A 26,095-nucleotide genomic window follows, 5' to 3' on the forward strand; every position below is an offset into this window, starting at 1 on the left:
CCTGTTAGGTTCTTCACGTGTCGACGGACGAGAACGAGACCCCGCGAGCGCTCAGCCGCCGCACGGTGCTGCTCGGATCCGTCGCGGCCGGTTCTTTGGTGCTCGCCTCAGCGGCGCCCGCTCGAGCCTTGACCTACACCGTGAAGACGCCTGCCGAGCATGCCGCGCTTCCCATCGTCTGGGGGTATCCCTTCGCCAGCCGCGCCACGCGCGGATCGGGCGTCGACGGCTACCCCGGGCAGACGTACAGCGGGCACATCGGCGCCGACTACTACGTGAACCCCCGCATCGGGACCACGATCCTCGCAGTCGCCGACGGCACCGTGACCGCTGTCGGTGACGACGGCGACGTGAGCCGCGGCGTGTTCGTGGTCGTCCAGCATGCCGCAGGCGTGCGTTCGGAGTACCTGCACATGCAACGCGGCAGCCCTCTGGTGAGCGTGGGCCAGCGGGTCTTCCGATGGACTCCGCTCGGGCGAACCGGGAACACGGGAGACGTTCGACCGCGCACGGAGGCCAACGCCCATCTCCACCTGGCGATCTTCTCGGGCCCCCACCGCACCGGTACCGTCTGGAACCCCGCGTGGCTCATCGAGGGAGCGCCGCTCCCCCCGAGCTCGGCGCTGGAGGCCACTCCGGTGTATCGGTTCTGGAGCAATCGATACCAGGGACACTTCTACACAGCAGATCTGGAGGAGCGAGATCTCGTCGCCGCACGCTGGCCCCAGATCTGGTCCTACGAAGGCATCGCCTACCGCGCGTTCGCGACCAGCGCCCCCGGCACCGTACCGGTCTTCCGATTCTGGAGCGCGCTGTACAACGGTCACTTCTATACGGCAGATGCCACCGAACGTGACAACGTCATAGCGCGCTGGGCAGGCATCTGGGCTTACGAGGGCGTCGCATTCAACGTGTACCCCACCGATTCGCCGGTGCCGAACACGGTTACGGTGGCACGGTTCTGGAGCCCATCCGCGCGGCATCACTTCTACACCGCGAGCGCCGAGGAGAGGGATCGCGTGATCACGCGGTGGCCGGACGTGTGGCAGTACGAAGGCCCGAGCTTCCGCGTTCCTGCCACGGGCATTGAGACCTGAGACCGAGGAGAACCCATGACTGGAATCGACCTTCGGCGTCGCATCGGCGTGCCCGCCGTCCTCATGTTCTCGCTGCTCACCGCGGGTTGCGCCACCCCGGGCGTCGGCGGTGCGGTGACCTCGACGCCCTCACCCTCATCGACCGCGAGCGCCACCCCGTCGCCGACGCCCCCGCCGGAGCCGTCCGTGACACCGGACCCGACGACGCCTTCGGCCTCGTCGGAGCCGACACCGTCATTGTCGACGTCCGATCTGCTCGACGCATGCCTACTCGCGGTCAGAGACGGCAATGTCCCAGCGTCCGAGCAACTCGATCGCTCCGAGATCGAGAGGGGGAATGCGCGATCCGCGTTCCGCCCCGACGGCCTCTGGTACGTCGTCGTCCCCGTCGTCGATCCCACGGTCGACGCGCCGCTCGAATACGCATGCCTGCTGAACGCCGACATGACCGTCGATGCGAGCTGGGGTCGAATCGCCCCGGACACGGACGACTTCGAGCAGTGGTCCACCGCTACGGAGCCGGCTGACGGCGTATGACGCCGTGAGGCGCGAAAGGCCCGGAGCACCTGTCTCCGGGCCTTTCTCGCGCACGTCAGGAAGACTTCTCGTCCTCTTCCGGCTCGAAGGTCGACGCAGTCCCGGTGTGCCCGGCCGCGACACCGTCCGGGTTGCTCGGGATGGTGCCGTCCTTGCCGAGACCACCCGGCTCACGCGTGCCGTCGCTATCCGTGTCGGTCGTCGAGACCTCGACGTCCGGACCCTCGTAGGCGTTCTCGTCGGTCTGACGACGGGTGTCGTCGCTCATGTCGTCCTCCTTCTCTTCGTCGACGGCTTCTGCCGTCCGGTCTCAGATGAACGGGGCGAGCGCTCCCGCCGTCAGAGCGAGCGCACCGGCCAGCGCGCCGGACGCGGTGGCGGCCGTACGCAGATTGCGGCGTGCGCGGGACTTCCGCGCACGATTGCCCGGCGCCTCCGTCGTCAGAAGTGAGCGCTGCGCCTCCTTGAGCGTCGCGTAGCGTCCGATCGGAGTGGCCTGGCCGTCGAGAGCGATGTAGTGCCCGTCGGAAGAGGTGTCGACCGACCCGACGAACTCGCCGTCGGTCGAGGCGACGTAGAAGCCGGGTGCGACCGTCGACCAGGTGATGTTCCGGGCGCTCAGGATGCGGGTCGGTGCAGGGGCGTGCTGGAGAAGGCTCATGCTGCGGTCGCCAGTTCGCCCGGAACGGGTGCGATGTCGCCGCTTGTCGGCAGAGCGGGCGCGACCGGAAGCGCGGGAGCGACGTCGAAGTCGGCGAAGTCGACGACGAGGCCGGTGGACGAGGTGGCGGCACGAGCCATCTCCGTCAGCAGCGCGGAGTCGAGCTTCTCCGCCTCGAGCCCGTCGAAGACGAAGCGGAGCGGGATGGACGGCTGCAGCCAGATCGTCTGTCGTCCCGCGGCGGCGTCGGCCCCGTGCCGCCAAGTGAGCGTGAAGCTCTCCGATCGGCGGAGCTTGGTCGCGGCGAGCACCTTGAGGTGCGCGAGCAGGCGGTCGGGGACCTCGATCGACTCGGACGTGTTCCCGTAGAACAGCTGGCCCATGATTGCTCTCCTCACAGATGCTGGATGACTTGTTCGGAACGCTACTAGGTGGGCAAGTATCTCGTCAAGTTAGATATCTGCTAAGGTAAAACTCACCAGCCATGAACGCGGAGGTGTGCAGATGACCGGCTTCTTCTACAACGACGGGCGTCGGCGTGCGACCAGCGCGCTCGAGGCGTTGCGCCTGTACCAGGCCGCGGAGGCGGCCATGCGCCGCCGGACCCGCGAGTCGATGTCTATGGGCGAGAACGAGTTGCTGGTCATCCGACAGCTTCTGCGCGCGCAGTCGCGCAACATTCCCGTGAAGCCGGGGGATGTCGCGAAGTACCTCGGCATATCTTCGGCCAGCACCACGAGCCTGCTCGACCGCCTGGAGTCTGCGGGCTACCTCCGTCGTGTGCCGCATCCGAGCGATCGCCGCAGCGTCTACCTGGAACCGACGGAACGCGCAGACGACGAGGTCCGCTCCACGTTGTCGGCCATGCACGACCGTATGCATCAGGTGGCCGACGAGACCACGCCCGAGGCGACCGCAGCCGTGATCGACTTCCTCTCGCGCATGCAGGACGCCGTCGACTCCGTCGAGCCGGCACCCCGTCTCCAGGGTCAGCGCGGAGCAGCGCCCACCGGCTGATCCTTCAGCTTCGGCGGGGCTGGCAGGCGGGGCACCACCACGTGCGTCGCCGTTCCGGATCACCCGACACCTCGGCGCGTACGAGGATGCGCGTCCCGCACCTGAGGCACGGCCTGCCGGCGCGGCCAGCCACCCAGTGGGCGCTGCCGCGCCGCGTGGAGCCGGTGGTCACCTGGTACATGCCGGGCACTGTCGCGGAGAGGCGCAGAGCACGCGCGGCACGTGCGACGAGCGAATCCAGGTCGGCGGTGGCGACGGGATCGAACGGGTGGACGCCCGAGAGGAAGGCCAGCTCGTTGGCCCAGAGGTTTCCCAGACCCGCGATGTTGCGCTGATCGAGGAGCGCGCCGACGAACGCTCGATCCGGACGGGCGCCGAGCCGCCGCACGGCCTCCACAGCGTCCCAATCATCGCGCAGCGGGTCCGGCCCCAGGTGACCGAGCGCGGTCGCCACGCTATTGGCACGCAACAGCTCGACGACGGGCATGTCGATGCCCCAGAGCGTCACACCCCCCTCGAACTCGGCTCGCACTCGCACGGCCGACTGCACGCGCACCGGAACCGTGCGTCCCGAACGGGTCACCGTCCACGACCCCTGCATCAGAAGATGCGTGTGGAGTGCGAAACCGGGATCGAGCCAGGTGATCAGATGTTTGCCACGGGTCTCGAGCCCCGCGATCCGCCAACCGGCCAGGGATGTCCCGGCAGCCGAGCCCGAGCGGAGCTCTCCGGACGAGATCATGCGACCCACGACCTGCGGCCGCAGCCGGGCCGCCATCCGGAAGACGCTGTCACCTTCCGGCACGGATCGCCCCGGGCGTCATGCTGACCTCATTCCCCCCAGTCTGCCGCAGGGCCCTAGCCTCGGCTTTCTGAACCGTCAACGGGTCGAGAAAAACTCCCGACGCGATGACGATGTCGTCATGACTGAGATCACTGCGCACAAGGGCATCTTCAACGACATCGAGCTGCACGTCGACGACACCGGCGGCTCGGGCCGCCCCGTCGTCCTGATCCACGGCTGGCCGCTGTCGGCGCAGTCGTGGTCCGAGCAGATCCCCGCCCTCACCGCGGCCGGGTACCGCGTCGTCGCCTACGACCGCCGCGGCTTCGGTCGCAGCGACAAGCCGCGCTCGGGCTACGACTACAACACGTTCGCCCAGGACCTGGCATCCGTCCTCGACACCCTCGATCTGCGCGACGCGACCCTGGTCGGCTTCTCGATGGGAGGCGGTGAGGTCGCGCGTTACGTCGCGAACCACGGCCAGGACCGGTTGCACAGTGTCGTATTCGCCGCCGCGGTGCCGCCGTACCTGGCGCAGACGCCCGACAATCCCGAGGGCCCGCTCACGCAGGAGGCCGCCGACGAGATGGAGAACGGGCTCCGAGCGGATGAAGCGACCTTCTACGACGACTTCACGACCGCCTTTTTCTCCGTCGACGGCGAGCTCAAGGTCACGGAGGAGCAGCGCCAGGAGGCCCTCGCACTCGCGCGCCAGGCCGACCACCACGCGGCACTGAAGTCGATGGAGGCGTGGGCGACGACCGACTTCCGCCGCGATCTGGCCGCGGTGACCGTGCCCGCGCTGATCATCCACGGCGACGGCGACGGCACCGTCCCCTTCGAAGGCTCGGGCAAGCGAACCCATGAGCAGCTTCCGGGCAGCGAGCTGGCGCTCATCGAAGATGCGCCTCACGGCCTCAACGTGAGCCACGCCCGCGAGTTCAACGACGCCCTGCTCGCCTTCCTCGCGAAGTAGGACTGCTCCGCACGACGACGATGGGCCGTCCCGCAGCAGCGGCGACGGCCCATCGTGGCGTAGAGGCCCGGAGACTCAGAGGTCCAGCTTCTCGTTGCGGCCCTCGTAGGTCTCACCGGTGATCTTCGACTTGATCAGGCCGATGGCGGTCGCGATGCGTCCGCCGGCGCTGCTCCAGTACTCCCCCGAGATCGCGTCGACCCGCAGCAGCGTGATGCGAGGGTCGTCCGGGCCGTCGGGGAACCAGGCCTCGAGAGTGCTCGACCAGTAGTGTTCGAGGCGAGCGCGGTCGTCGACGATGGTCGCCTCACCGGCGAGCGAGACCCATGCGTCGTCCTTGCTGAGGGCGACGCCGACGGCGGGCCGCGAGGACACGTGGGTCGCGACGGACGATCCGCGGTCGACGACGAACCAGAGGTCTCCGTCGAACTCGGCCTCCTGCACCGTCAGCGGGCGCGCTGTGAGCTTCCCCGATTCGTCGACCGTCGTCACCATGGCGAACCGGAACTCGGGCAGCAGCTCCGCCAGGATGGCGCGGGGGTCTTCGTTGTCACTCATCGTTTCTCCTTCGATCTGGCGTGGTCGTCATCCGTGGGTCCAGGCTCGCACCGGGACCAGCCCTCGGTCGCCGTCTTGACAGCCGACTCGATGGCGACAGTCGCGCGACCCCTCAACCGCCCGAGGGGTTGTCGAGCGGCTGACCGTCGCCATCGGTCGTCGTGTCGGCATCGCCGCCATGACCCTCCGGCGCGGGCTCGTCGGGCGCCGCGCTCGGAGCCCCGGGAAAGGCCGATGCCCCGCCGGTGGCGGTTCCGGTCTCGATGTCGTCGCCCGGGATGTCGGGGCGCTCTCGCTCGCTCATGTGTTCGTCCTCTCGTCGTTGCGTGACCGCGACGCTACGCACCGAGCCGGCGCGGACCGAGGGTATTGACACGCGTGAGGCACGGATCATCCCGCAGGGGGATGCTTCTCAGCCGATCGACCGACGCCTCGCAGGGCCACCGCTTCGTAGCGTCGAACCGTGACCGCCGCTCCCCTCTCTCCCCTCGACCGCATCCACCTCGCCGCCGGCCGCGGTCGCGCCCTGGTCGGCTCGATCCTGGGCAACATCGCCATCCTCGGCATCATCGCCCTAGCGGCCCTCGTCGTGCCGATCGCCGCCGCTCTCGTCTTCGGTCCCGCGCTCCTCGCTCGGCTGTGACGCTCGCGCCGCAGTCCTGCTCGTGGCCGGAACGAGCTTCAAGCCGATGACAGCGACCACGATGCCAGCGATGAAGACCACCTTGCCCGGAGCGAACGCCTCAGCGCCCGTCGCGATCGACCAGGTCACGGTCAGCGCTGCGCCCACCCCCACCCAGACCGCATAGGCCGTACCAATGGGAATGTGCTTCATGGCGCGTCCGAGCCCGAGCATGCTGAGCAGCAGACCGATGGCGAACACGACACTCGGCACGGGGTGGCGTAGCCCGTCCGATTCGCCCAGGGCCGTCGCCCAGACAGCCTCGCAGACCGCGCTGGCGAGCAGGATCGTCCATGCACGTGTCATGTCAGCTCACCACCTTGAGGCCGACGACGCAGGCGACCAGGAGCAGAAGCAAGAGGATGCGCGCGGTCGACGCGCGCTCGCGACGGGTGACCATCGCCCACACGACAGTGAGCGTTGCGCCGACACCGACCCACACGGCGTAGGCGGTGCCGGTCGGCAGCTCCGTCATCGCGAACGCGAGTCCCGCCATGCTCGCGGTGAGCGCGAGGGCGAACAGCAGAGCCGGTCGTTTCCGCCGGAATCCCTCGGATGCCGCGAGCGCGGCGGCCCACACCGCCTCGAGGACGCCGGATGCGATCAGGATCACCCATGCCATGACAGACCTGTCCGAGTCAGTCTTGTCTGGTGCGGGTACTGCTCCCTCGTCCGCGGGCCCGGCCGGGGCCCCGTCTTCCAGCGTAGCTCGCGTCAGGGCGCAGGGACGAGGAAGAGGACGTCCAGAAGCCCCGGATTGTGCGCGTGGACGAGGACGCCGAAGACGACGGCGTCGAAGAGCAGGTGCACCGTCACGACGTAGGTGAGCGACCGCGTGCGCAGGAAGATGTAGCCCTGAAGGAGCGCGAACGGGATCGTCAGCACCGGACCCCAGGCGCGGTACCCGAGCTCCCAGAGGAAGGAGACGAACACGATCGTCTGCAGAGCGTTCGCCGACACGTCGGCGAAGTGCCGCCGGAGAAGCGCGAAGCACGTGCAGATGAAGAACAGCTCGTCCCAGATGCCCACGGCACCGACGCCGATGAAGAGGCGCGCGATGAGATCGGGGGTGTCGACGACCGGCCAGTTCGTGTAGACGCCCGAGGTGATGAAGTAGAAGGGCAGGATGAGCCACCCGAGCACGAGCACGGCGGCGAGCCAGACCCACTGGAACGTCGTCCAGCGCCCTCCGCCACGCCAGGGGAAGCGGATCGCGTGATCGCGGTAGACGAAGCGAGACACGAGGTACGGCAACAGCACCGCACCTCCCAGCGCGAGGGTGAAGCGCAGCATCGCGAGGTTGTCGAGCTCGGCCTTCAGATCGATCAGGCTCACGACGACGAGACCGAGGGCGATGAGCGAGAGATCGCGCGCCAGCGAGGGCCGCGTATCCTCGCCCACGCGCCACCGGTCGACACCGAGGGCGGCGATGAGGCCGAGCACGAGCAGCGTCCAACCGAGCCAGGGCTGCAGCAGCACGAAGAAGGCGGGTGCAGCCAGACACACCAGAAGCGCCGGCACGGTGCTCGCCGAGACGATCGGACGAGCGGCCAGTCCCGGGTGCGTCTTCACGGCGTCCGCCCTCCCGTCAGGCCGCGTCGATGCGGCGGTAGGCGAGGTCGCGGATGTCGCGCCCCTTCGCGATGCCCTTACGCTCGAAGGCCGTCATCACGCGTCCCTCGAAGCGCGGCGCCCACTCTCCGTCGAAGGCGGGGGCGAAGCCCGCGGCATCCCCCATCACCTCGCGCATCTGTCGGGCGTAGTCCTCCCAGTCGGTCGCCAGACGCAGCACGCCGCCGGGCTTGATCACCCGCGCGGCCAATGGCGTGAAATCCGGCGAGATGAGGCGCCGCTTCGTGTGACGCGTCTTGTGCCAGGGGTCGGAGAAGAAGATCCAGAGCTCGTCGACGGATGCCGCCGGCAGCAGGTGCTCGAGCACCTCCGGCGCGTTCGCCTCGACGAGGCGCAGGTTTCGCACGCCGGCACGATCGGCGTCGAGCATGGTGCGGGCGAGCCCGGCCCGGAACACCTCGACGGCGAGGAAGTCGGTCTCGGGCGCGGCTTGCGCGGCCGCGACGATGGCGTGCCCCTGCCCGGAGCCGATCTCGACCACGAGCGGCGCGCTGCGGCCGAACAACGCCGCAGGATCGACCTCCGAGCCTGGGCGGACGCTCAGCACGGCCTGATCGCGCTCGACGGGGATGTTGTAGAAGTCGCCGAGCTGGTTCCAGGCTCGCTCCTGTCCATCGCTCATCCGTCCGCTGCGACGCGCGAACGACACGGGCCGCTCACGGTAGCGGGGTTCGTCACCGGTGTCGGGCGCGTCGGTCTGCGGCATGAGTCCAGGGTATCGACCGGCCGGGGCGGCGCCGAGCCGGCGCGTTCGGTCAGGCCGTGACGAAGTCGATGAGCTCCTCGACCCTGCCCAGCAGCGCAGGATCGAGGTCGCGGTAGGTGCGAACAGATCCGAGGATGCGCTGCCACGCGTGCGCGATGTCGGCCTGGTCCTCGGCGGGCCAGCCGAGGGCACGGCAGACGCCGGTCTTCCACTCGATGCCGCGCGGCACCTGAGGCCACGCACGGATGCCGACGGCCTCGGGGCGGACGCACTGCCAGACGTCGATGTGGGGGTGCCCGACGATCTTGAGATGGGCGCCGTGCGGACCGCGCAGGATCTGCTCCGCGATGCGGGTCTCCTTCGAGCCCGCGACCAGATGGTCGACGAGCACTCCGTAGCGACGCTCGGCGGAGGGCGGCTCGTCTCGCAGGAGGTCCGCCAGCAGGTCGATCCCCTGCAGATACTCGACCACGACGCCTTCGACGCGGAGGTCGGCACCCCACACCTTCTCGACGAGCTCGGCGTCGTGTCGCCCCTCCACCAGGATGCGCGACGCCCGTGCCACGCGCGCCCGCTGCTGCGGAGCCACGAACGAGCCCGAGGCGGTCCGCAGCCGGCCGGCCGGCTGCGCCGCCTTCGGCGCCACGAGCTTGACCGGCTCGCCGTCGACGAGGAAGCCGCCCCCGAGCGGGAACAGGCGCACCTTTCCGAGGCGATCCTCGAGCTCGACGTTCCCGCCGCGCACCGCCACGACGGCCCCGCAGTAGCCGTCCGACGCGACCTCGACGACGAGATCGGGATCGGCGGGCACCTCGGGCACGACCTTGCGTCCGGCGTCCCGCCATCCGCTCGCGAGCACATCGGTGCCGTATCTGTCGTCCATGATTCCTCCCGCCTCGTGCCCCGTCGGGCCGCCGGTCAGCGTAACCGCGGCCGTTCCCGTCGCCGGGTATCCGCGCCGCGATTCCGCTGCCCGCTGATTCACAGTCCCGGCATAGGCTCGGACACGACGCCCTCAATAGAGTGGAGACGAGGCCGGTTCTCCGACCTCGGAAGGGGAACGGATGCGCGTGCTCCGAGCGGTGACGCTCTCGATCGTGGCGAGCCTGATGTTCGTCGTGGGCGGCTCCGCCGCGGCCTGGGCGACCGACCCGGTCGACCTCGGCTCGGGACGCGTCGTCGATCAGGCCGATGCGCTCTCGTCGAGCGAGGAGCGTGCCGTCGACGAGAGGCTCACCGCGTTGAGCTCCGAGGCGGGCGTCGATCTGTGGGTCGTCTACGTCGACGCCTTCACCAGTCCGTCCGACGCCGAAGGCTGGGCCAACGCGGTCGCCGAGCGCGGCGGTCTCGGCACGACCCAGTACGTGCTGGCGATCGCGACCGAGCAGCGCAACTTCTACCTGTCGGGCGACACCAACGGCCCGGTCGACGGCGACACCCTGGGCACGATCGAGACCCGCGACATCCTTCCGGAGCTCCGTGCAGAGGATTGGGGCGGCGCAGCGTTCGCCGCAGCCGGAGGGCTCGCGGCTGCGGTCGGTGGATCCAGCGGTGGACCCGGCGGCGCGTCGGACGGCTCGGGCGTTTCGAGCCTGACGATCGTCCTCGGGATCCTCGCCGTGGGCGCCGTGATCGCGGTCATCGTCGTGTTCGTCCGCCGTCGGCGCGGCGGCCGAGCCGATCGAGCAGCTCGCCCGGCGCTCCGCCAGCGCGCTCGTGGCAGCCGACGACGCCATCCGCACCAGCGAGCAGGAGCTCGGATTCGCGACTGCGCAGTTCGGCGACGACGCAGCCGCTGCGTTCGCCGAGACGCTGGCTCAGGCGCGACGCGACCTCGATGAGGCGTTCTCGCTGCAGCAGCGCCTGGACGATGACCAGTCCGACACCGAGGCCGATGTCCGCGCCATCCACACGCGGATCCTCGAGCTGTGCGCGCACGCCGACTCCGAGCTGGACGCGCGTGCCGACGAGTTCGACCGTCTGCGCGACCTCGAGCAGAACGCTCCCGAGGCGCTCGCGCGCATCCAGCAGGAGCGCAACGCCGCCGGGGCCGGGCTCGACGGGGCGGTCACCTCTCTCGAGCGGTTGCGATCGGCGTACGCCCCCGAGGAGCTCGCGACCATCGACGACAACCCCGAGCAGGCTCGCAGCCGCCTGACCTACGCGGATGAGCAGCTCGCGTCGGCGCAGCAGTCGATCGCGGCGGGCGACGGCGCCGCCGCTGCCGTATCGCTGCGCACAGCCGAGGGAGCTGTCGCTCAAGCTGCTCAGCTGGAAGCCTCGGTCGAGAAGGTCGCAACCGACCTCGCCACCGCCGAGCGCGACGCCGCTGCGCTCATCACCGACCTCGAACAGGATGTCGCTGCAGCGGTCGGCGTCCCCGACCCCGACGGCGCACTCGCCGCGGTCGCTTCCGCCACGCGGCAGCAGATCGATGCCGCGCGCGCTCAGCTGACGGGCGAGCACCGCCGCCCGCAGGCGGCACTGTCCGCGCTCCTGGGTGCGAACTCCGCGATCGACGCTGCGCTTGCCGGCGCCCGGGATGCCGCGCAGCGGGCCGCCCGCGCACGGCAGACGCTCGAACAGCAGCTGCAGCAGGCCCGCGCCCAGGTCTCCGCCGCGGAGGACTACATCGGTACGAGGCGCGGCGCCGTCGGCGCGACCGCCCGAACGCGCATCGCCGAAGCACGCGCCTCGCTCGACCGCGCCGAGGCGACCGCGCAGATCGAACCCGAGCGGGCACTGGCCGATGCAACGCGTGCGACGCAGCTGAGCGGACTCGCGATCGACGCGGCGCGCAGTGATGTCGGCGGCTTCGCAACAGGGTCGTCCGGCTCGAGCTCCAACGGCATGATGGGTGCCATGATCGGCGGCATGGTGCTGAACTCGCTCCTCGGAGGCGGGTCGTCCGAACGCCGCTCGTCGGGCTTCGGCGGCAGCGGCTTCGGCGGCGGCCTGGGCGGCGGGTTCGGCGGATCGCGCGGCGGGTTCGGCGGCGGTTCCCGTGGTCGCAGCGGCGGCGGAGGTTTCGGCGGCGGAGGCCGCTCTCGCCGCGGCGGCGGCCGCTTCTGACGACTTTCTCCTCTTCCAGACCACCCACGAAAGGAACCCCGATGGCAAAGCAGTCCATCTTCGGTCGCATCTCGACGCTTGTGAAGGCGAACATCAACGCCCTCCTCGACCAGGCCGAGGACCCGCAGAAGATGCTCGACCAGCTCGTGCGGGACTACACCAACTCGATCGCGGACGCGGAGTCGGCGATCGCCGAGACGATCGGCAACCTGCGCCTGCTCGAACGCGACCACCAGGAAGACGTCCAGGCCGCGGCTGAGTGGGGCAACAAGGCCCTGGCAGCGAGCCGCAAGGCCGACGAGCTGCGCGCGGTGGGCAACACCGCCGACGCCGACAAGTTCGACAACCTCGCGAAGGTCGCGCTGCAGCGGCAGATCAGCGAGGAGAACGAGGCTCGCGCCATCGCGCCGACCATCGCGACCCAGACCGAGGTCGTCGAGAAGCTCAAGGACGGCCTCAACGGCATGAAGGTCAAGCTCGACCAGCTGCGCGCGAAGCGCTCCGAGCTGCTCGCGCGCGCCAAGACCGCCGAGGCGCAGAACCGCGTCCACGACGCCGTCAAGTCGATCGACGTGCTCGACCCGACGAGCGAGCTCGGTCGCTTCGAAGACAAGGTGCGCCGCCAGGAGGCGCTCGCCGCCGGCAAGCAGGAGCTCGCCGCCTCGAGCCTCGACGCGCAGTTCGAGAGCCTCGAGGATGTCGGTCAGCTCACCGAGGTCGAGGCACGGCTCGCCGCGCTGAAGACGGGCGGGGCCGCGGGCGCCATCGAGCGCTGAGCGCCGATATCGACGCCCGGGTCGGCGCTGCCACCCGGGCGTCGACGTCCACCCGCTGAGAACGCCCGACGAAGGACGAAGGAATGACCCGATTCATCGTGGTCCCGCAATGGCAGGGCTCGCCCTCGACACGATCGATGACCCTCATCGACGGTGCTGAGGCGATCGCGGGCGACCTTCCCCGCAGCGCGACCGTCCGGGTCGATGTGCCCGTCGAGGCCGGTGAGGCCCTCGGCAGCGGCATCCGCCGCTTCAGCTCGCTCCAGCGCACCCGCGACCTGATCACGGCTGCCCTCGTGGAGGCCGATGACGTCGCGGCCGACTCGAGCGGCGGGGGTCAGAGCGGGCACGCGGTGGTCGTCGGCGGCGACTGCGGAGTGGCCGTGCCGGCGATCGCGCACGCGGCCTCGCTGCATCCCGACACGACCGTCGTCTGGTTCGACGCGCACGGCGATCTGCACACTCCCGAGTCATCGCCCTCGGGAGCCTTCGGCGGCATGGCCCTGCGCGCGGTGTTCGATGCGACCCCGTTGTCACCGGATGCCGCGGTGCCCGCCGATCGCATCGTTCTGGCGGGCGCCCGCGAGTTCGACGATGCAGAGACCGAGGTCATGCGTTCGACGGGTCTGACGCATCTCGGCGTCGACGAGCTGGCCGATCCGGCCCGCCTGGCCGATGCGGTGGCGGCCACCGGCGCGGCATCGGTGTACGTCCATGTCGATCTCGACGTGCTCGACCCCGCGGCGATCACGGGAGTGAGCGCGGCCGTGCCGTTCGGGCTCGACATCCCGACCCTCACGAACGCGATCGGCGTCTTGCGCGGACGCCTCCCGCTCATCGGCGCATCCGTCTCGGGGTTCGCCCCGCCGCATCCCGAAGCCGTGGTGGACGACATGGGTTCCGTGCTCCGGGTCGTCGGAGCCCTGGCGTGAGCGGTGTCCGCATGCCGCCCGACGGATGGCGGCAGCGAGCTGACGCGGCGGTCGCACGCGGCGAGTCGCTGGATCGGCTCATCCCTCGGGTGCTGCTCGACTCCCCCATCAGCCAGTTCGGCGCCCGAATCGGCACCGCCTTCGGATTCGCCTGGGGAACGCTGTGGTCGACCGGCCGCGTCGAGCGCCGCCACGGGCTGTGGGTCTTCCGCGGGATGCCGGGCTGGACGTTCGGTCGCGGCGGCGTCTGCGTCGGATCGTGCTTCCTCACCGGCGACCGCGAGCCGAGCGAACGGATCCTCACGCACGAGGCCGTGCACGCGCGGCAGTGGCGGCGTTACGGGATGCTCATGCCGCTTCTCTACCTGATCGCAGGACGCGATCCCCTGCGCAACCGATTCGAGATCGACGCGGGACTGGCCGACGGCAACTACATCCCACGGCGCGCCGAGAGCCGCTGACAGACCTCAGCGGGCGGTCGCGAGCCCGAAGCGCTCGGGCGTGTGGATCGACGCGGCGGCCATTCCGCAGCGCGCGGTGAGGTGATCGACGATGTCGGCCGTGCCGAGGAACCCGCCCAGCAAGTGCACGCGCGTCGCCTTCGCAGCATCCGTGCACAGCATCTCGTCGGCCCACGCGGTGACGGCGCGAGAGAGCGCCTCACCCGACCCGCAGCCGCGGCCCGAACCCGGGGCGCCGGTTCGGCGCGAACGGTCGAGCCAAGTCACGACCATGCGGGCGGGCGCCGATACGGTTCCGATCCACGCGGCGTCGGGCACTTCGACGAAGACCCGCCCGGTCGAGCACAGCGGCAGCGTTGCGAGGAGCACCTCGAGCTCGGCGAGCGAGTGCTCGTCGGCCGTCACCAGGTGCTGCACCCGGACGTGCTTCGAGGCGCGACAGGCGGCGGCGCTGTGGAGCTCGGTCATGATGACTCCACTATACCCGCGGTGTAGGCATGCCTTACCTACCCAGTCGAAACCCCACGCCTCCTCCGAGGTCTCACATCAGGATGATGCGGCGCAGTTCGGCGAGCTCGTCGTCGGCGAGTCCGTGCGACCGGAGGTAGTCGGCCGGGGAACCGAATCGCTCGCGCAGGTCGGCCAGGAGCCCGCGCATCACCGGCGCCGGCGAGCGCGTCGCCAGATCGACGAGCTGCGGGGCGTCGGGGTGGTGCGCGCGGAGATACGCGAGGATCGGCGCGTTGCGCTCGGCCGGCAGCATCGTCTCCGTGCGGGCGTAGTCGTCGACGACGGCATCCTCGTCCACTCCCGCTGCCGCGAGGATCATCGCGATCGTCACTCCGGTGCGGTCCTTGCCGATCGTGCAGTGCACGAGCACCGGCTGATCGGCGATGACCCCGCGGACGACCTCGAGCACGCGCGGAGCCGAGTCGTCGACGAGCGAGCGATACATCGACTCGAGCGACATGTCGGCGCGGAACAACGAGGCGACCGACCCCAGGAACAGCGGCACCCGCTGGGTTGCGATGACGAGATCGCCGAGAACCGTGGGCTCGGAACGCACCTCGTCGTCGTCGCGGAGGTCGATGATGCGGCGCAGCCCGAGATCGCTGAGAGCGCGGCGCCCGGCGTCGTCGACACGGAAGAGGTTTCCCGACCGATAGAGCACGCCCGACCGGGTCGAGGTGCTACCTGCCCGCAGGCCACCGGTGTCACGGAAGTTCAGGGCTCCCGGTACCGAGAGCGATGCCGCGCCGCTCATCCGGCGGGACGCGGGAGCGGCGGCACCGGGTACCGGCCCGCGATCGTCAGGCGATTGAACGCGTTGATCGAGATGAAGAGCCAGCTCAACGCGACGTACTCCGCCTCGGAGAAGACCCCGCCCACGCGGTCGTACAGCTCGTCCGATACGCCCTCGTCGGCGATGTGCACATACGCCTCGGCGAGCTCAAGAGCCGTGCGCTCGCGTTCGTCGAAGACCCCCGACTCGCGCCAGGTGGCGAGCTGGGCGATCTCGTCGGCCGTCACACCGGCGGCCACCGCCCGGCCCACATGCACACGCACGCAGTAGGCGCAGCCGTTGAGCTGCGAGCTGTGGACGAGCACGAGCTCTTTCAGACGCTCGTCGATGCCGGCATCCTGCGCGATGGTGCCCACCGTGCGGGCGAACGCGTCGAGCGCGTCGTAGGCCGGACGAGCCGCCTTGGCGAGATGGATGCGCCGCTCCGGATTCATGCGTCAACCCTATCCACCGCCCTCCCCCGTCGCGCGAGAATGGTCCCCTCCCCAATGCGAAGGATCACCGTGCACGACGACACGTTCGACGAGTTCTCGTTCCTGCCCGTCCAGGCTGCGGAAGCCGGTGTGCCGGCGCCCGTGGCCGAGCGGCTGTTCACCTTCGCATCCGACGGGCGCCCGATCAGCGCGCTGCGACTCGGCGACGGCGAGCCCGAGGTGACCCTTCTCCACGGGGCCGGCCTCAACGCCCACACATGGGATCGCACCGTCCTCGCGCTCGGGCGGCCGGCGCTGGCGTTCGACCTTCCGGGCCACGGCGACTCCGGCTGGCGCAACGACGCGGACTACACGGGCCGGACCCTCGCGGCCGACATCGCTCCGGCGCTCGCGCAGTGGACGACGACGCCGCAGGTCGTGGTCGGGCAGTCGCTCGGCGGCCTGACGGCCGCAGCCCTCGCCGCGATGCACCCCGAGCTCGTGCGTGCCCTCGTGATCGTCGACATCGCGCCCGGGCTCGACCCCGCCGGAGCGGCGTCGCAGATCCGGCGGTTCTTCGCCGGACCGACCAGCTGGGCCTCTCGCGCGGAGATGGTCGAGCGTGCACTGTCGTTCGGGCTCGGCGGAGACCGCACCGCGGCCGAGCGCGGCGTCTTCCTCAACTCGCGCGTGCGCGACGACGGCCGCGTGGAGTGGAAGCACCACTTCGCACGCATCGCCAACCAGCTTGCCGCCGACCCCGGCGCCGCGGCCGCGGCATCCGAGCGGCAGGATGCGCTGGCGCCCACCCTCGCGGCATCCGGCTGGGAAGACTTCGCCGCCGTGGCGGCGCCCATCACGCTCGTACGCGGCACACGGGGCTATCTGACCGATGCCGACGTCGATCGGTTCGGCGAGCGCGTTCCCGCAGCGCGCATCGTCACGGTGGAATCGGGCCACAATGTGCAGGAGGAGCTCCCGACCGAGCTCGCCCGCATCATCCGCGACGCCACCACCACCTGACACCGCTCAGCCTGCGCACCGCCCGCTCTCGATGAAATAGGGAGTCGCCGTGCGACGCTGGACGTCGGTAAATGCGTCTCGCGGTCGCGGCGGACCCTAGGCTGTATGCCGCACTGAGTTCGCGGACGCGCATCGGACAGCAACGATGCCACCGCCCTTGCGAAAGGAACCCTCCTCCACATGCTCCGCCGCACCACCGTGACCGCCGCCGCACTGCTGGCTGCAGGCACCCTCCTCCTCGCCGGCTGCACCGGGTCGACCGAGCCCGGGCCGTCCGCCACCATGGGCGCCCCTGACCCGGACGCCAGCGTCAACATCCGCCTGGTGCTCGAGCCCTCGAACCTCGACATCCGGCAGACCGCGGGCATCTCGCTCGATCAGACGCTCATCGACAACGTCTATCAGGGCCTCGTCGCCCGCACCGCGGAGGGCGAGATCGTCGACGCGCTCGCCAGCGCCCACGAGGTTTCCGCAGACGGCTTGACCTACACGTTCACGTTGCGTGAGGGAGTCATCTTCCACGACGGCCAACCCCTCACTCCTCAGGATGTCGTCTCGTCGCTGACCACCCGGCAGGCCACCGCCGAATGGGCAGACAGCGAACGACTCGCCAACGTCACGTCGGTCACCGCCGACGGGCAGAAGATCGTGCTGACGCTGTCGCAGCCCGACTCGTCGCTGCTGTGGAACCTCACGGGCCGCGCGGGGATCATCCTCAAAGAGGGCGACACCGTCGACTACAACACCGCCACCAACGGCACCGGGCCCTTCCGGCTGGCGAACTGGCGCCAGGGCGCCAGCCTGACGCTCGAGCGGAACGAGGCGTACTGGGGGGATGCGGCTCAGGTAGCCGACGTCACGTTCGACTTCATCCCCGACAACCAAGCAGCCATCAACGCCGCTCTCGCCGGCGAGATCGACGTCGTCGTCGGCTTCGACGCGAACCTCGCCGATCAGGTCGAGGGCGGCGGCGACTTCGTCGTCGAGACCGGCAGCGCGACCGATAAGAGCGTGCTCGCGATGAACTCCACGTCGGGGCCCCTGGCTGATGTCCGGGTGCGCGAGGCGATCCGAACCGCCATCGACCACGACGCCATCGTCGAGGCCGTCGGTGCAGGGCAGACGCTCTACGGTCCGATCCCCGAGGCCGACCCCGGATACGAGGACCTCTCGGATGTCGTCTCCTACGACCCCGAGGCAGCCCGGGCGCTGCTGAGTGAGGCCGGTGTAAGCGATCTCGCGCTGACCCTGACCATCCCGTCGGCCTACGGCACGACGCTCCCGCAGATCCTGGTCTCGAACTTCAACGACGTCGGGATCGACCTCAAGGTCAACCCCGTCGACTTCGGCACCTGGCTCAGCGACGTGTACACGAATAAGGACTACGAGCTCAGCGTCGTCAACCACGCCGAGCCGCGCGACTTCGAGAACTGGGCGAACCCCGACTATTACTTCACCTACGACAACGCCGAGGTGCAGGATCTCTACGCGCAGTCGCTGCTCGCAACGGACGAGCAGTCTGCCGATGACCTCTTGAAGAAGGCTGCGCGGATCGTGTCCGAGGACCACGCCGCCGATTGGCTCTACAACTGGGCTTCGGTGGTCGCGGTCGCCACGAACGTCTCGGGTATGCCCATCGACAACGTGAACGCCCGCATCAACCTCGCCGAGATCGCCAAGAGCGACGGGTGATCCGCTACGCGGTGACGCGACTGGCCCTGCTCCTGCTGGGCCTGGTCGTCGCCAGCGTGCTGATCTTCGTGACGTTGCGGGTCCTTCCCGGCGACGTCGCACAGCAGATCGCGGGAACCACCTCGACGCCGGAGCAGGTCGCCGCGCTTCGTGAGCGCCTCGGCCTCGACGTGCCGCTGCCGACGCAGTATCTCGAGTGGATGGCGGGGCTGGTCCGCGGCGATCTCGGCACCTCGCTGGTGACCGGCTCACCCGTCGCGGCGGAGCTCGCCGCCAAGGCCCAGGTCACCGTTCCCCTCGGACTGATGTCGATGCTCGTGGCGCTGATCATCGCGCTCCCGTTCGGCGTCGTCGCGGCGATACGTCGCGGTCGCGTCGACGGCACGGCGCTCTCGTTCGGCGCTCAGGCGCTCGCGGCGGTGCCGGTGGTCTGGGCGGGCATGATGCTCGTCGTGGTCTTCGCGGTCTGGCTCGGCTGGCTTCCCGCGCAGGGCTTCCCGCGCGACGGCTGGCGCGACCCGGGGCGCGCCTTCGCGGCACTCGTTCTGCCCGCCGTGACGATCGGCGTCGTCGAGGGCGCGATGCTGATGCGGTTCGTCCGCAGCGCGACGCTGTCGGCGATGGGCCAGGACTTCGTCCGCACCGCGGCTGCCAAGGGACTTACGCGCCGTGCCGCGCTGCTTCGCCACGGCCTGCCGACGGTCGGCCTGTCGATCATCAGCGTCCTCGGCCTGCAGGTTGCAGGCATCGTGGTGGGGGCGGTCGTGATCGAGCAGCTGTTCACGCTCCCGGGCATCGGACGCATGCTCGTCGCCGATGTCGGCCTGCGCGATCTGCCCAAGGTCCAGGGCGAGCTCCTGGCGCTCACGGCCGTCGTGCTCGTCGTGGGGTTCATCGTCGACCTCGTGCATCGCGGTCTGGATCCGAGACAGCGGGAGGCCTCGTGAACGAACGCATGCCGTGGCTGCGGCGGCTGTGGTCGCTTCCGGCCGGCCGTTTCGGGCTCCTCGTGGTCGTCGCCATCGGGGTCGTGGCTGCCGTCTCGCTCGTCTGGACGCCGTTCGACCCCCAGCGGGTGGACATCCCGGCGCGGTGGAGCCCGCCGAGCTGGCCTCATCTGCTGGGTACGGACGCCTCGGGTCGCGACATCCTCTCGCTGCTGATCGCGGGAGCGCGCACGACGGTTCTCGTCGCCGCGGGCGCGGGCATCGTCGCCACCCTCATCGGTATCGCGCTCGCCTGCCTGGGGGCGCTCACGGGGCGCTGGACGCGCGAGGTGGTCGCGGTGCTCGTCGACATCCTGATCGCCTTCCCGGTGCTGCTGATCGCGATGATGATCTCGGCGGTGTGGGGCGGCTCGTTGTGGGTCGTCGTGATCTCCGTCGGCATCGGCTTCGGCGTCAACATCGCGCGGGTCACGCGGCCGGAGCTCCGCCGCACGCTGCACAGCGACTTCGTGCTCGCGGCACGCGCGAACGGGCTGACGCCGTCGCAGATCGCGGTGCGCCATCTGCTCCCCAACGTCGCACCGGTCTTCATCGTGCAGCTGTCGTGGGGCATGGCCGTCGCTGTGCTGGCCGAGGCGGGCCTGAGCTATCTCGGGTTCGGCGCGCCGCCGACGCAGCCCTCGTGGGGCCTGCTGCTGAGCGAGCTGCAGACCTATCTCACGGCGCATCCGCTCAGCGTCGTGTGGCCGGGGCTGGCCATCACGATCACCGTGCTCGGGCTCAACCTGCTCGGCGACGGTCTGCGCGAGGCAACCGACCCGACGCTCGCCCGACGGCGCTCCCCCGCCGCATCGCACACGCCGGCGGTGGTCGCATGAGTCTCGAGGTCGAGGGCCTGTCGATCGTGCTCGACGGGCGCCGCGTGGTCGACGACGTGTCGTTCGGCGTCGCCGACGGCGCCCGGGTCGGCCTCATCGGAGAGTCGGGGTCGGGCAAGTCGCTGACCGCTCTGGCTGTGCTCGGGCTGCTTCCCGACGGCGCCGAGGTCGACGGCAGCATCCGATGGAACGGTCGGGAGCTGCTCGGACTTCGCGATCGCGAGCTGGCGGCCCTGCGCGGCGAGCAGATCGGCATCGTCTTCCAGGAGCCCCAGACCGCCCTCAACCCTCTGCGGACGGTGGGGCGGCAGATCGCGGAGCCGCTGCGCATCCACGGCCGGGTCGGTCGCCGCGACGCCCTCGCCCGCGCCCAGGCCGACGCCGATCGGGTTCGGCTGCCCGAGGGCGCTCTGCGCCGCTACCCCCATCAGTTCTCGGGCGGTCAACGTCAGCGGGTCGCGATCGCCATGGCGCTGGCCGCCCGGCCGCGCCTGCTCATCGCGGACGAGCCGACGACGGCCCTCGACGTGACGATCCAGGCCGAGATCCTGGCGCTCCTGGGCGAACTGGTCGACGACGACGGGATGTCGCTGCTTTTCATCACCCACGACCTGGCCGTGCTGTCGCAGGTCGCGACGGAGGCCGTCGTGCTCGAACGCGGTCGCGTCGTCGAGACGGGCGCGGTCGCCGACCTGCTCACCGCTCCGCGGTCGGAGGTCACCCGCGGCCTGCTGCGCGATGCCACCGCCACGGTGTGGCGGCCGGAGGGAGAGGCATGACCGGTGATGCCCTCATCTCGGCCCGCGGCCTGAGCAAGCGCTATCGGGTGCGCACCGCCGGACCGGGTGCCCCACGGCGCGAGACCGTCGCGCTCGACGATGTCGACGTCGACGTGCGGTCGGGCTCGGCGTTCGGCATCATCGGCGAGTCCGGCTCGGGCAAGTCGACGCTCGTGCGGCTCCTCCTGGGCCTCGACACGCCTTCGTCGGGAACGATCACGATCGACGGGCGTCCCGTCGACGCCCGCGCGTCGGCTCGCAGCCTGCACTGGCTCCGCCGCCGCACCGGCATCGTCTTCCAGGACCCGTACGCCTCGCTCGATCCCCGGATGAGCGTGGGCCGTATCGTCGGCGAGCCGCTCTGGGCGCTCGACATCCCGGGTGACCGTCGCGCGCGCGTTCGCGAGGTGCTGTCGGATGTCGGACTGGATGCCGACGCGGCCGAGCGCTACCCGCACGAGTTCTCGGGCGGCCAGCGCCAGCGCATCGCCCTCGCGCGCGCGATCGCGCACCGCCCGGCGATCCTCGTCGGCGACGAGCCGCTGTCCGCGCTCGACGTGACGGTGCGGGCGCAGATCCTCGAGGTCTTGCGCCGTCTGCGTGCGGAACAGGGGATGACGCTGCTGCTGGTCTCGCACGACATCGGCGTGGTCCAGAACCTGTGCGACGACGTCGTCGTGATGACCGAGGGGCGCATCGTCGAGGAGGGGCCGACCGAGAAGGTGCTGCTCCAGCCCCAGGCCGCCTACACGCGGCGCCTGCTCGCCTCGGTGCCCGTGATCGACCCGCATCGCGCGCAGGACTAGACGTCACCTTCCGCACCCGATGTCGGTGACCGCCGCTACCGTAAGGCCATGCGCGCGATCATCCCCCCGTATCTCCTCGCCCGCGTCGCCTCCGCTCGCGAGCCCCACCTCGCGCGGGCCGCGGTCGCCGCGCGGACCACCCTCGCCGCGCGTCCGTCCGATCTCGCCGGACGTTCGCAGCTGCGACTCTCCGTCGAGCCGGGCGGCACTCTCGTCGCCGAGCGCATCGCCGCAGCCGACCGGGCCGTATCCGACGCGCAGGGCCGCGAAGAGCTTCCGGGCGTCCTCGTCCGTCGCGAGGACGACCCGCCCACCGGTGATCGCGTGGTCGACGAGGCCTTCGACGGGCTCGGCGCGACGTTCTCGTTCTTCCTCGACGCCTTCGGCCGCGATTCGATCGACGGTCGGGGTGGTGTGCTCGCCGCCACCGTCCACTACGGCGAGGCCTACGACAACGCGTTCTGGAACGGCGAGCGCATGGTGTTCGGCGACGGCGACGGCGAGGTGTTTACCGGATTCACCGGGTCGCTGACCGTCATCGCGCACGAGCTCGCTCACGGCGTCACCGAGTTCTCGGGAGGCCTGACCTACGCGGGCCAGTCCGGTGCTCTCAACGAGTCGCTCTCCGACGTCTTCGGCGCACTCACCGAGCAGCACCGACTCGGACAGAGCGCCGAGCAGGCATCGTGGCTCATCGGTGCGGGCATCTTCACGGATGCCGTCCAGGGGCGCGCCCTCCGATCGCTGGCCGAGCCCGGGTCGGCGTACGACGACGACGTGCTCGGACGCGACCCGCAGCCGGGACACATGCGCGACTACGTCGTGACGACCAGTGACAACGGCGGGGTCCACATCAACTCGGGCATCCCGAATCGGGCGTTCCACCTCGTCGCGACGCGGCTGGGCGGCTACGCCTGGGAACGCGCGGGACTCATCTGGTACCGCACGCTCACCTCGGGGGCGCTCTCCCCCGACGCCGACTTCGCTGCGTTCGCCGCCGCCACGATCGACCAGGCCGCCGACGAGTACGGTGAGGAGACGGAGGAGGTCGCCGCCGTGCGTGCCGGATGGCAGGGCGTCGGCGTGCTGGAGGATGCCTGACACCCGTGACGATGGTTCCACGGCCAAGCTGCGGATCGTCGTGGAGCGCACCGGCGGTTTCGCCGGCCTGACGCGGACGTGGCGAGTCGAGCCGGCGCCGGCCGAAAGCGCCGGCTGGCGCGAGCTGGTGGGGCGGTGCCCCTGGCAGGAGATCGACGCGTCGGCACCGGCAGGCAAGACCGGATCGAGCGGGGCCGACCGCTTCCATTGGCGGATCGCGGTCACCGACAGCGAGACGACGCGTCAGGCCGAGTTGAACGACGACCTCGACGAACCGTGGCGTTCGCTCGTCGACGCCGTCCGGACGGGACGCTCGGCGACGCCGGGGGGCGTGGCCGAGGAGTGACGCCTCAGCCGGACTTCTGCGCGAAGAGTCCGCGCAGTCCCTTCTTCGGCTGCTCGAGCGACTTCTGCAGGTAGATCGTGCCCAGCCAGCGGCCGAACTTGTGACCCACGCGCCCCATCCGGCCGACCTCGACGAAACCGAAACGCTCGTGCAGGGCGATCGACGCCTCCGCGCCCTTGTCGCTCACGACAGCGACGATCTCGCGCAGTCCGAGCTGCTGGCAGGCCTCGATGAGGGCTTCGAGCAGCGCTCGTCCGAGCCCCTTCCCCGTCGCCGCCTGGCCGAGATAGATGGACGTCTCGGCGGTGTAGCGGAATCCGGTCTTGCCGTTCCACGGCGACGCGAGGGCGTATCCCAGGATCTGCCCCGTCGGCGAGACCGCGACGAGGAACGGAAGCTTGAGCTTGGTGAGATAGTCGTACTTCTCCCGCCACTGCGCCAGCGACCACTTCTTCTCGTCGAAGGTCACGACCGAGTTGGTGACGTAGTAGTTGTAGATCTCGCGGATGTCGGGAAGGTCGCCGGGCTGCGCCGGCCGGATCTCGTACGAGAAGGGCCGCTCGGGTTCGGCCGGGCGACGCAGGTGCCGCGGAAGGCGTCGACGGTCGCGGTTGGAGTCCTCCTCGAGCATGCAGCAACTCTACGGGGCGCACGTTTCACGCCGATGACGACTGCCGGTCAGAGCGCCGGAATGCGCCAGTCAATCGGCTCGCCGCCACGCTCGGCGAGCAGCTCGTTCGCGCGCGAGAACGGCCGCGACCCGAAGAAGCCGCGGCTCGCGGACAGCGGCGACGGATGCGGCGACGCGACGATCGCAGCATCGCCGAGGAGCGGCCGCAGGGTCGCGGCATCCTTGCCCCAGAGGATCGCGACGAGCGGACGCCGGCGAGCCACGAGCGCCCGGATCGCGTGCTCGGTGACGCGCTCCCAGCCCCACCCTCGGTGCGAGGCGGGAGCACCGGGGGCGACGGTCAGCACGCGGTTCAGCAGCAGAACGCCCTGATCGCTCCACGCGGAGAGGTCGCCGTGCGGCGCGGGGGCGATGCCGAGGTCCGATTCGAGCTCTCGGTAGATGTTTCCGAGGCTTCGGGGCAATGGCCGCACGTGGGCGTCGACCGCGAAGGAGAGTCCGATCGGATGCCCCGGGGTCGGGTAGGGATCCTGACCGACGATCAGGACGCGGACGTCGGCCATCGGCCGCTGGAACGCTCGCAGCACGCGGTCACCCGCGGGCAGGTAACCCCGGCCCGCAGCGGTCTCTGCGCGCAGCCGGTCGCCGAGCGCGGCGATGTCGGCCGCAACGGGCTGCAGCGCCTCGGCCCAGTCGGGTGCCACCAGTCCGTCGGCGGCAAGGTCGGTGAGGGAGCGCGGCGTCACACTCCCAGGGTAGGCCGGTCGCGGCGGTATGCTCACCCCGTGTCGACGACGCTGCGCACCTCCGCCCTGGGCGTCACCGCGGGTCTGATCGGCTGGTTCATCCTGGTAGAGATCGTCAGCGGCATCCTGCAGGGCTACTACGTCCCGCTCTTCAGCGACATCGTCGCCGAGCTCGGGATCCACGACTCGGACGTGAACTGGTTCGAGGCCGCGCAGCTTCTGCTCTCAGCGCTCGTCGTGCCGGTGCTGGCGAAGCTCGGCGACATGTATGGGCACAAGCGGATCCTGCTCGTCGCGGCCGTCCTCACCGCCGCAGCGACCTGGTGGCTCGCGTTCGCGGCATCCTTCTGGACCTTCCTGATCGCCTGGGCGCTGCAGGGCTTCTACGTCGTCTGGCTCCCCCTCGAGATCGCGCTCATCTTCGAGCGGGGCAGGCGGCAGAGCCGCGGGGTCTCGCTCACCCGCCGTGCGGCGGGGCTCCTGGTCGTCGGGCTCCAGGCGGGCGCCATCATGGGCGCCTTGGCCGCGGGCCGGATCTACGCCGCCACAGCCGGCGACATGACGTTGACGCTGATCGTGCCGGCCGTGGCGGTGACTCTCGTCGCCGTCGTCATCTGGCTCTGGGTGCCCGAGTCTCAGCCCGAGCCGGGCCGGCGGCAGCTGGACTCGCGCGGCTTCGCGCTCCTCGCGGTCTCGTTGCTGTTCGTCACCAGCGCCCTGACGTTCCTCCGTTTGAACGGCCCCGCGGCCTTCTGGGTGTGGGCGCTGCTCCTCGCGGGAATCGTGGGTTTCGTCGTCTTCGGACGGTTCGAACTGCGCCAGGCCGACCCCGCGGTCGATGTGCGGATGCTCGCCCGACCGGAGATGTGGCCGGTGCAGGCCACCGCGTTCCTGGTCGGTATCAGCCTCCTCGGCGCACAGGGCCCGCTGTCGACCTACGCGGGCACGGACCCCGCCCTCGGATACGGGCTGGGGCTCGACGCCACCGACAGGTCGAACATCATCGGGGTCTACCTCGTGTCTCTCATCGTCGGTGCCGTGCTGTTCGCGGTCACCTCGCGCCGCGCGAGTCCCCGCATCGTGCTCATCGTCGCGGCGCTGCTCGTCGGCGTCGGCTATGCGCTCTTCCTGCCGTTCCACCGGGAGCTGTGGCAGGTGCTGCTCAACCTCTGCATCGCGGGCCTGGGCTGCGGCGCCCTGGTCGGGGCCATGCCGGCGGCCGCCGCCGCCGCAGCACCGCGCGGACAGACGGGCGTGGCGTCGGCGATGACCAACACGACGAAGACCATCGGCGGAACGTTCTCGTCGGCGGTCTTCGGCGTCGTCCTCGCCGCCGGTGCGGGTGTCGTCGCGAGCGAGACCGCCGCCTCCCTCGGCGGTTATCTCACCGTCTGGGCGATCTGCGCCGCCGGCGGCTTCGTCGCGGCGGCTCTGCTGTTCGTCGTGCCGCGCGTGGCGTTCGCCGATGCCGACGAGCCGCCGGTGGCGCGAGCCGCGGACGGGACGGGCGACGCGGTCGCTCAGCCCCGCGGCTGAGCG

General features: G+C 70.2%; 34 protein-coding genes and 1 riboswitch. Of the genes, 18 read left to right on the forward strand and 16 right to left on the reverse strand.

Going from position 1 to position 26,095, the window contains the following annotated elements:
- The first annotated feature begins 17 nt into the window (after positions 1 to 17).
- The gene (locus tag CBF90_RS06935; protein WP_088380220.1) at positions 18 to 1,097 is read left to right on the forward strand and encodes a peptidoglycan DD-metalloendopeptidase family protein; all 1,080 of its coding nucleotides are present in this window, start codon (positions 18 to 20) and stop codon (positions 1,095 to 1,097) included.
- Positions 1,098 to 1,112: 15 nt separating this feature from the next.
- Complete coding sequence (locus CBF90_RS06940) at positions 1,113 to 1,634, forward strand: hypothetical protein (protein ID WP_023955266.1); 522 nt, start codon at positions 1,113 to 1,115, stop codon at positions 1,632 to 1,634.
- 55 nt (positions 1,635 to 1,689) lie between these two features.
- On the opposite strand, the gene CBF90_RS06945 is transcribed toward CBF90_RS06940, so the two are convergent.
- The 3 genes from CBF90_RS06945 to CBF90_RS06955 are packed head-to-tail and all read right to left on the reverse strand — an operon-like array spanning position 1,690 to position 2,678.
- The gene (locus CBF90_RS06945; protein WP_023955267.1) at positions 1,690 to 1,902 is read right to left on the reverse strand and encodes a hypothetical protein; all 213 of its coding nucleotides are present in this window, start codon (positions 1,900 to 1,902) and stop codon (positions 1,690 to 1,692) included.
- A 42-nt stretch (positions 1,903 to 1,944) separates the two neighbouring features.
- On the reverse strand, positions 1,945 to 2,295 hold the full coding sequence (locus CBF90_RS06950; protein WP_023955268.1) for a hypothetical protein: 351 nt from the start codon (positions 2,293 to 2,295) through the stop codon (positions 1,945 to 1,947).
- Positions 2,292 to 2,678, reverse strand: a complete 387-nt coding sequence (locus CBF90_RS06955) for a hypothetical protein (RefSeq protein ID WP_023955269.1) — start codon at positions 2,676 to 2,678, stop codon at positions 2,292 to 2,294. Before CBF90_RS06955 ends, CBF90_RS06950 begins: the two co-directional genes overlap by 4 nt.
- Before the next feature lie 121 nt (positions 2,679 to 2,799).
- On the opposite strand from CBF90_RS06955, the gene CBF90_RS06960 reads away from it, so the two are divergent.
- Positions 2,800 to 3,312, forward strand: coding sequence for a MarR family winged helix-turn-helix transcriptional regulator (locus tag CBF90_RS06960; protein WP_088380221.1), 513 nt, complete (start codon positions 2,800 to 2,802; stop codon positions 3,310 to 3,312).
- 4 nt (positions 3,313 to 3,316) lie between these two features.
- Here CBF90_RS06960 and CBF90_RS06965 read toward each other — a convergent pair whose 3' ends face one another.
- A complete protein-coding gene (locus CBF90_RS06965; protein ID WP_036305919.1) occupies positions 3,317 to 4,117 on the reverse strand; it encodes a DNA-formamidopyrimidine glycosylase family protein in 801 nt (266 codons plus the stop codon).
- A gap of 118 nt (positions 4,118 to 4,235) precedes the next feature.
- On the opposite strand from CBF90_RS06965, the gene CBF90_RS06970 reads away from it, so the two are divergent.
- Complete coding sequence (locus CBF90_RS06970) at positions 4,236 to 5,072, forward strand: alpha/beta fold hydrolase (protein WP_023955272.1); 837 nt, start codon at positions 4,236 to 4,238, stop codon at positions 5,070 to 5,072.
- A 75-nt stretch (positions 5,073 to 5,147) separates the two neighbouring features.
- Here the strand turns inward: CBF90_RS06970 and CBF90_RS06975 are convergent, their stop codons facing one another.
- Together CBF90_RS06975 and CBF90_RS06980 are read right to left on the reverse strand one after the other, a co-directional pair.
- Complete coding sequence (locus CBF90_RS06975) at positions 5,148 to 5,630, reverse strand: pyridoxamine 5'-phosphate oxidase family protein (protein WP_088380222.1); 483 nt, start codon at positions 5,628 to 5,630, stop codon at positions 5,148 to 5,150.
- A 112-nt stretch (positions 5,631 to 5,742) separates the two neighbouring features.
- Positions 5,743 to 5,934: a hypothetical protein gene (locus CBF90_RS06980; protein WP_088380223.1), complete on the reverse strand. Its 192-nt coding sequence runs from the start codon at positions 5,932 to 5,934 to the stop codon at positions 5,743 to 5,745.
- A gap of 159 nt (positions 5,935 to 6,093) precedes the next feature.
- Between CBF90_RS06980 and CBF90_RS06985 the strand changes: the two genes are divergently transcribed.
- Positions 6,094 to 6,273 (forward strand): hypothetical protein, encoded by a 180-nt coding sequence (locus CBF90_RS06985; RefSeq protein WP_023955275.1) that lies wholly within the window; start codon positions 6,094 to 6,096, stop codon positions 6,271 to 6,273.
- Here the strand turns inward: CBF90_RS06985 and CBF90_RS06990 are convergent.
- The 5 genes from CBF90_RS06990 to CBF90_RS07010 all read right to left on the reverse strand — a co-directional run bounded on the left by CBF90_RS06990 (position 6,205) and on the right by CBF90_RS07010 (position 9,533).
- Complete coding sequence (locus CBF90_RS06990; RefSeq protein ID WP_023955276.1) at positions 6,205 to 6,618, reverse strand: multidrug efflux SMR transporter; 414 nt, start codon at positions 6,616 to 6,618, stop codon at positions 6,205 to 6,207. The two genes, CBF90_RS06985 and CBF90_RS06990, sit on opposite strands and share 69 nt — an antisense overlap.
- 1 nt (position 6,619) lies before the next feature.
- Positions 6,620 to 6,934, reverse strand: coding sequence for a multidrug efflux SMR transporter (locus tag CBF90_RS06995; protein WP_023955277.1), 315 nt, complete (start codon positions 6,932 to 6,934; stop codon positions 6,620 to 6,622).
- Between the two features lie 10 nt (positions 6,935 to 6,944).
- Positions 6,945 to 7,009: riboswitch (guanidine-III (ykkC-III) riboswitch) on the reverse strand.
- A gap of 17 nt (positions 7,010 to 7,026) precedes the next feature.
- Positions 7,027 to 7,884: a CPBP family intramembrane glutamic endopeptidase gene (locus tag CBF90_RS07000; protein WP_237049155.1), complete on the reverse strand. Its 858-nt coding sequence runs from the start codon at positions 7,882 to 7,884 to the stop codon at positions 7,027 to 7,029.
- Between the two features lie 16 nt (positions 7,885 to 7,900).
- Positions 7,901 to 8,650, reverse strand: coding sequence for a tRNA (guanosine(46)-N7)-methyltransferase TrmB (gene trmB / locus CBF90_RS07005; RefSeq protein ID WP_023955279.1), 750 nt, complete (start codon positions 8,648 to 8,650; stop codon positions 7,901 to 7,903).
- 49 nt (positions 8,651 to 8,699) lie between these two features.
- Positions 8,700 to 9,533 carry a DUF3097 domain-containing protein gene (locus CBF90_RS07010; RefSeq protein ID WP_088380224.1) on the reverse strand — a complete coding sequence of 278 codons (834 nt, stop codon included), beginning with the start codon at positions 9,531 to 9,533 and terminating at the stop codon, positions 8,700 to 8,702.
- A gap of 181 nt (positions 9,534 to 9,714) precedes the next feature.
- Here CBF90_RS07010 and CBF90_RS18760 point away from each other — a divergent pair, with 181 nt between their 5' ends.
- From CBF90_RS18760 to CBF90_RS07030, 4 genes are all read left to right on the forward strand, one after another.
- Entirely contained in the window at positions 9,715 to 10,491 is a 777-nt protein-coding gene (locus tag CBF90_RS18760; protein ID WP_242435608.1) for a TPM domain-containing protein, read from the forward strand.
- 1,272 nt (positions 10,492 to 11,763) lie between these two features.
- A complete protein-coding gene (locus CBF90_RS07020) occupies positions 11,764 to 12,498 on the forward strand; it encodes a PspA/IM30 family protein (RefSeq protein ID WP_023955282.1) in 735 nt (244 codons plus the stop codon).
- Positions 12,499 to 12,581: 83 nt separating this feature from the next.
- The gene (locus tag CBF90_RS07025; protein ID WP_088380225.1) at positions 12,582 to 13,430 is read left to right on the forward strand and encodes an arginase family protein; all 849 of its coding nucleotides are present in this window, start codon (positions 12,582 to 12,584) and stop codon (positions 13,428 to 13,430) included.
- Between the two features lie 11 nt (positions 13,431 to 13,441).
- On the forward strand, positions 13,442 to 13,891 hold the full coding sequence (locus CBF90_RS07030; RefSeq protein WP_088380269.1) for a Fe-S oxidoreductase: 450 nt from the start codon (positions 13,442 to 13,444) through the stop codon (positions 13,889 to 13,891).
- A 6-nt stretch (positions 13,892 to 13,897) separates the two neighbouring features.
- Here the strand turns inward: CBF90_RS07030 and CBF90_RS07035 are convergent, their stop codons facing one another.
- From CBF90_RS07035 to CBF90_RS07045, 3 genes are all read right to left on the reverse strand, one after another.
- Positions 13,898 to 14,359 carry an SIP domain-containing protein gene (locus CBF90_RS07035; RefSeq protein WP_088380226.1) on the reverse strand — a complete coding sequence of 154 codons (462 nt, stop codon included), beginning with the start codon at positions 14,357 to 14,359 and terminating at the stop codon, positions 13,898 to 13,900.
- Positions 14,360 to 14,432: 73 nt separating this feature from the next.
- Positions 14,433 to 15,155, reverse strand: a complete 723-nt coding sequence (locus CBF90_RS07040; RefSeq protein ID WP_023955290.1) for a tyrosine-protein phosphatase — start codon at positions 15,153 to 15,155, stop codon at positions 14,433 to 14,435.
- Positions 15,152 to 15,628, reverse strand: coding sequence for a carboxymuconolactone decarboxylase family protein (locus CBF90_RS07045; protein WP_071919264.1), 477 nt, complete (start codon positions 15,626 to 15,628; stop codon positions 15,152 to 15,154). Before CBF90_RS07045 ends, CBF90_RS07040 begins: the two co-directional genes overlap by 4 nt.
- A gap of 69 nt (positions 15,629 to 15,697) precedes the next feature.
- On the opposite strand from CBF90_RS07045, the gene CBF90_RS07050 reads away from it, so the two are divergent.
- From CBF90_RS07050 to CBF90_RS07085, 8 genes are all read left to right on the forward strand, one after another.
- On the forward strand, positions 15,698 to 16,630 hold the full coding sequence (locus CBF90_RS07050; protein ID WP_242435609.1) for an alpha/beta fold hydrolase: 933 nt from the start codon (positions 15,698 to 15,700) through the stop codon (positions 16,628 to 16,630).
- Positions 16,631 to 16,810: 180 nt separating this feature from the next.
- A complete protein-coding gene (locus CBF90_RS07055) occupies positions 16,811 to 18,322 on the forward strand; it encodes an ABC transporter substrate-binding protein (protein ID WP_088380228.1) in 1,512 nt (503 codons plus the stop codon).
- Complete coding sequence (locus CBF90_RS07060; RefSeq protein ID WP_088380229.1) at positions 18,319 to 19,269, forward strand: ABC transporter permease; 951 nt, start codon at positions 18,319 to 18,321, stop codon at positions 19,267 to 19,269. Before CBF90_RS07055 ends, CBF90_RS07060 begins: the two co-directional genes overlap by 4 nt.
- A gap of 8 nt (positions 19,270 to 19,277) precedes the next feature.
- Positions 19,278 to 20,147: an ABC transporter permease gene (locus CBF90_RS07065; protein WP_088380270.1), complete on the forward strand. Its 870-nt coding sequence runs from the start codon at positions 19,278 to 19,280 to the stop codon at positions 20,145 to 20,147.
- Positions 20,144 to 20,926: an ABC transporter ATP-binding protein gene (locus CBF90_RS07070; RefSeq protein WP_088380230.1), complete on the forward strand. Its 783-nt coding sequence runs from the start codon at positions 20,144 to 20,146 to the stop codon at positions 20,924 to 20,926. Before CBF90_RS07065 ends, CBF90_RS07070 begins: the two co-directional genes overlap by 4 nt.
- Positions 20,923 to 21,732 carry an ABC transporter ATP-binding protein gene (locus CBF90_RS07075; RefSeq protein ID WP_088380231.1) on the forward strand — a complete coding sequence of 270 codons (810 nt, stop codon included), beginning with the start codon at positions 20,923 to 20,925 and terminating at the stop codon, positions 21,730 to 21,732. Before CBF90_RS07070 ends, CBF90_RS07075 begins: the two co-directional genes overlap by 4 nt.
- Before the next feature lie 48 nt (positions 21,733 to 21,780).
- Positions 21,781 to 22,833 carry a M4 family metallopeptidase gene (locus CBF90_RS07080; RefSeq protein ID WP_088380232.1) on the forward strand — a complete coding sequence of 351 codons (1,053 nt, stop codon included), beginning with the start codon at positions 21,781 to 21,783 and terminating at the stop codon, positions 22,831 to 22,833.
- Entirely contained in the window at positions 22,826 to 23,179 is a 354-nt protein-coding gene (locus tag CBF90_RS07085) for a protealysin inhibitor emfourin (protein WP_242435610.1), read from the forward strand. Before CBF90_RS07080 ends, CBF90_RS07085 begins: the two co-directional genes overlap by 8 nt.
- Before the next feature lie 4 nt (positions 23,180 to 23,183).
- On the opposite strand, the gene CBF90_RS07090 is transcribed toward CBF90_RS07085, so the two are convergent.
- A complete protein-coding gene (locus CBF90_RS07090; RefSeq protein WP_088380233.1) occupies positions 23,184 to 23,810 on the reverse strand; it encodes a GNAT family N-acetyltransferase in 627 nt (208 codons plus the stop codon).
- A gap of 47 nt (positions 23,811 to 23,857) precedes the next feature.
- Entirely contained in the window at positions 23,858 to 24,556 is a 699-nt protein-coding gene (locus CBF90_RS07095) for a uracil-DNA glycosylase (RefSeq protein ID WP_088380234.1), read from the reverse strand.
- A 39-nt stretch (positions 24,557 to 24,595) separates the two neighbouring features.
- Here CBF90_RS07095 and CBF90_RS07100 point away from each other — a divergent pair, with 39 nt between their 5' ends.
- Positions 24,596 to 26,092 carry an MFS transporter gene (locus CBF90_RS07100; RefSeq protein WP_023955307.1) on the forward strand — a complete coding sequence of 499 codons (1,497 nt, stop codon included), beginning with the start codon at positions 24,596 to 24,598 and terminating at the stop codon, positions 26,090 to 26,092.
- Positions 26,093 to 26,095 lie beyond the last annotated feature (3 nt).

Source organism: Microbacterium sp. AISO3 (assembly GCF_002204305.1).
Classification (GTDB): Bacteria; Actinomycetota; Actinomycetes; order Actinomycetales; family Microbacteriaceae; genus Microbacterium; species Microbacterium arborescens.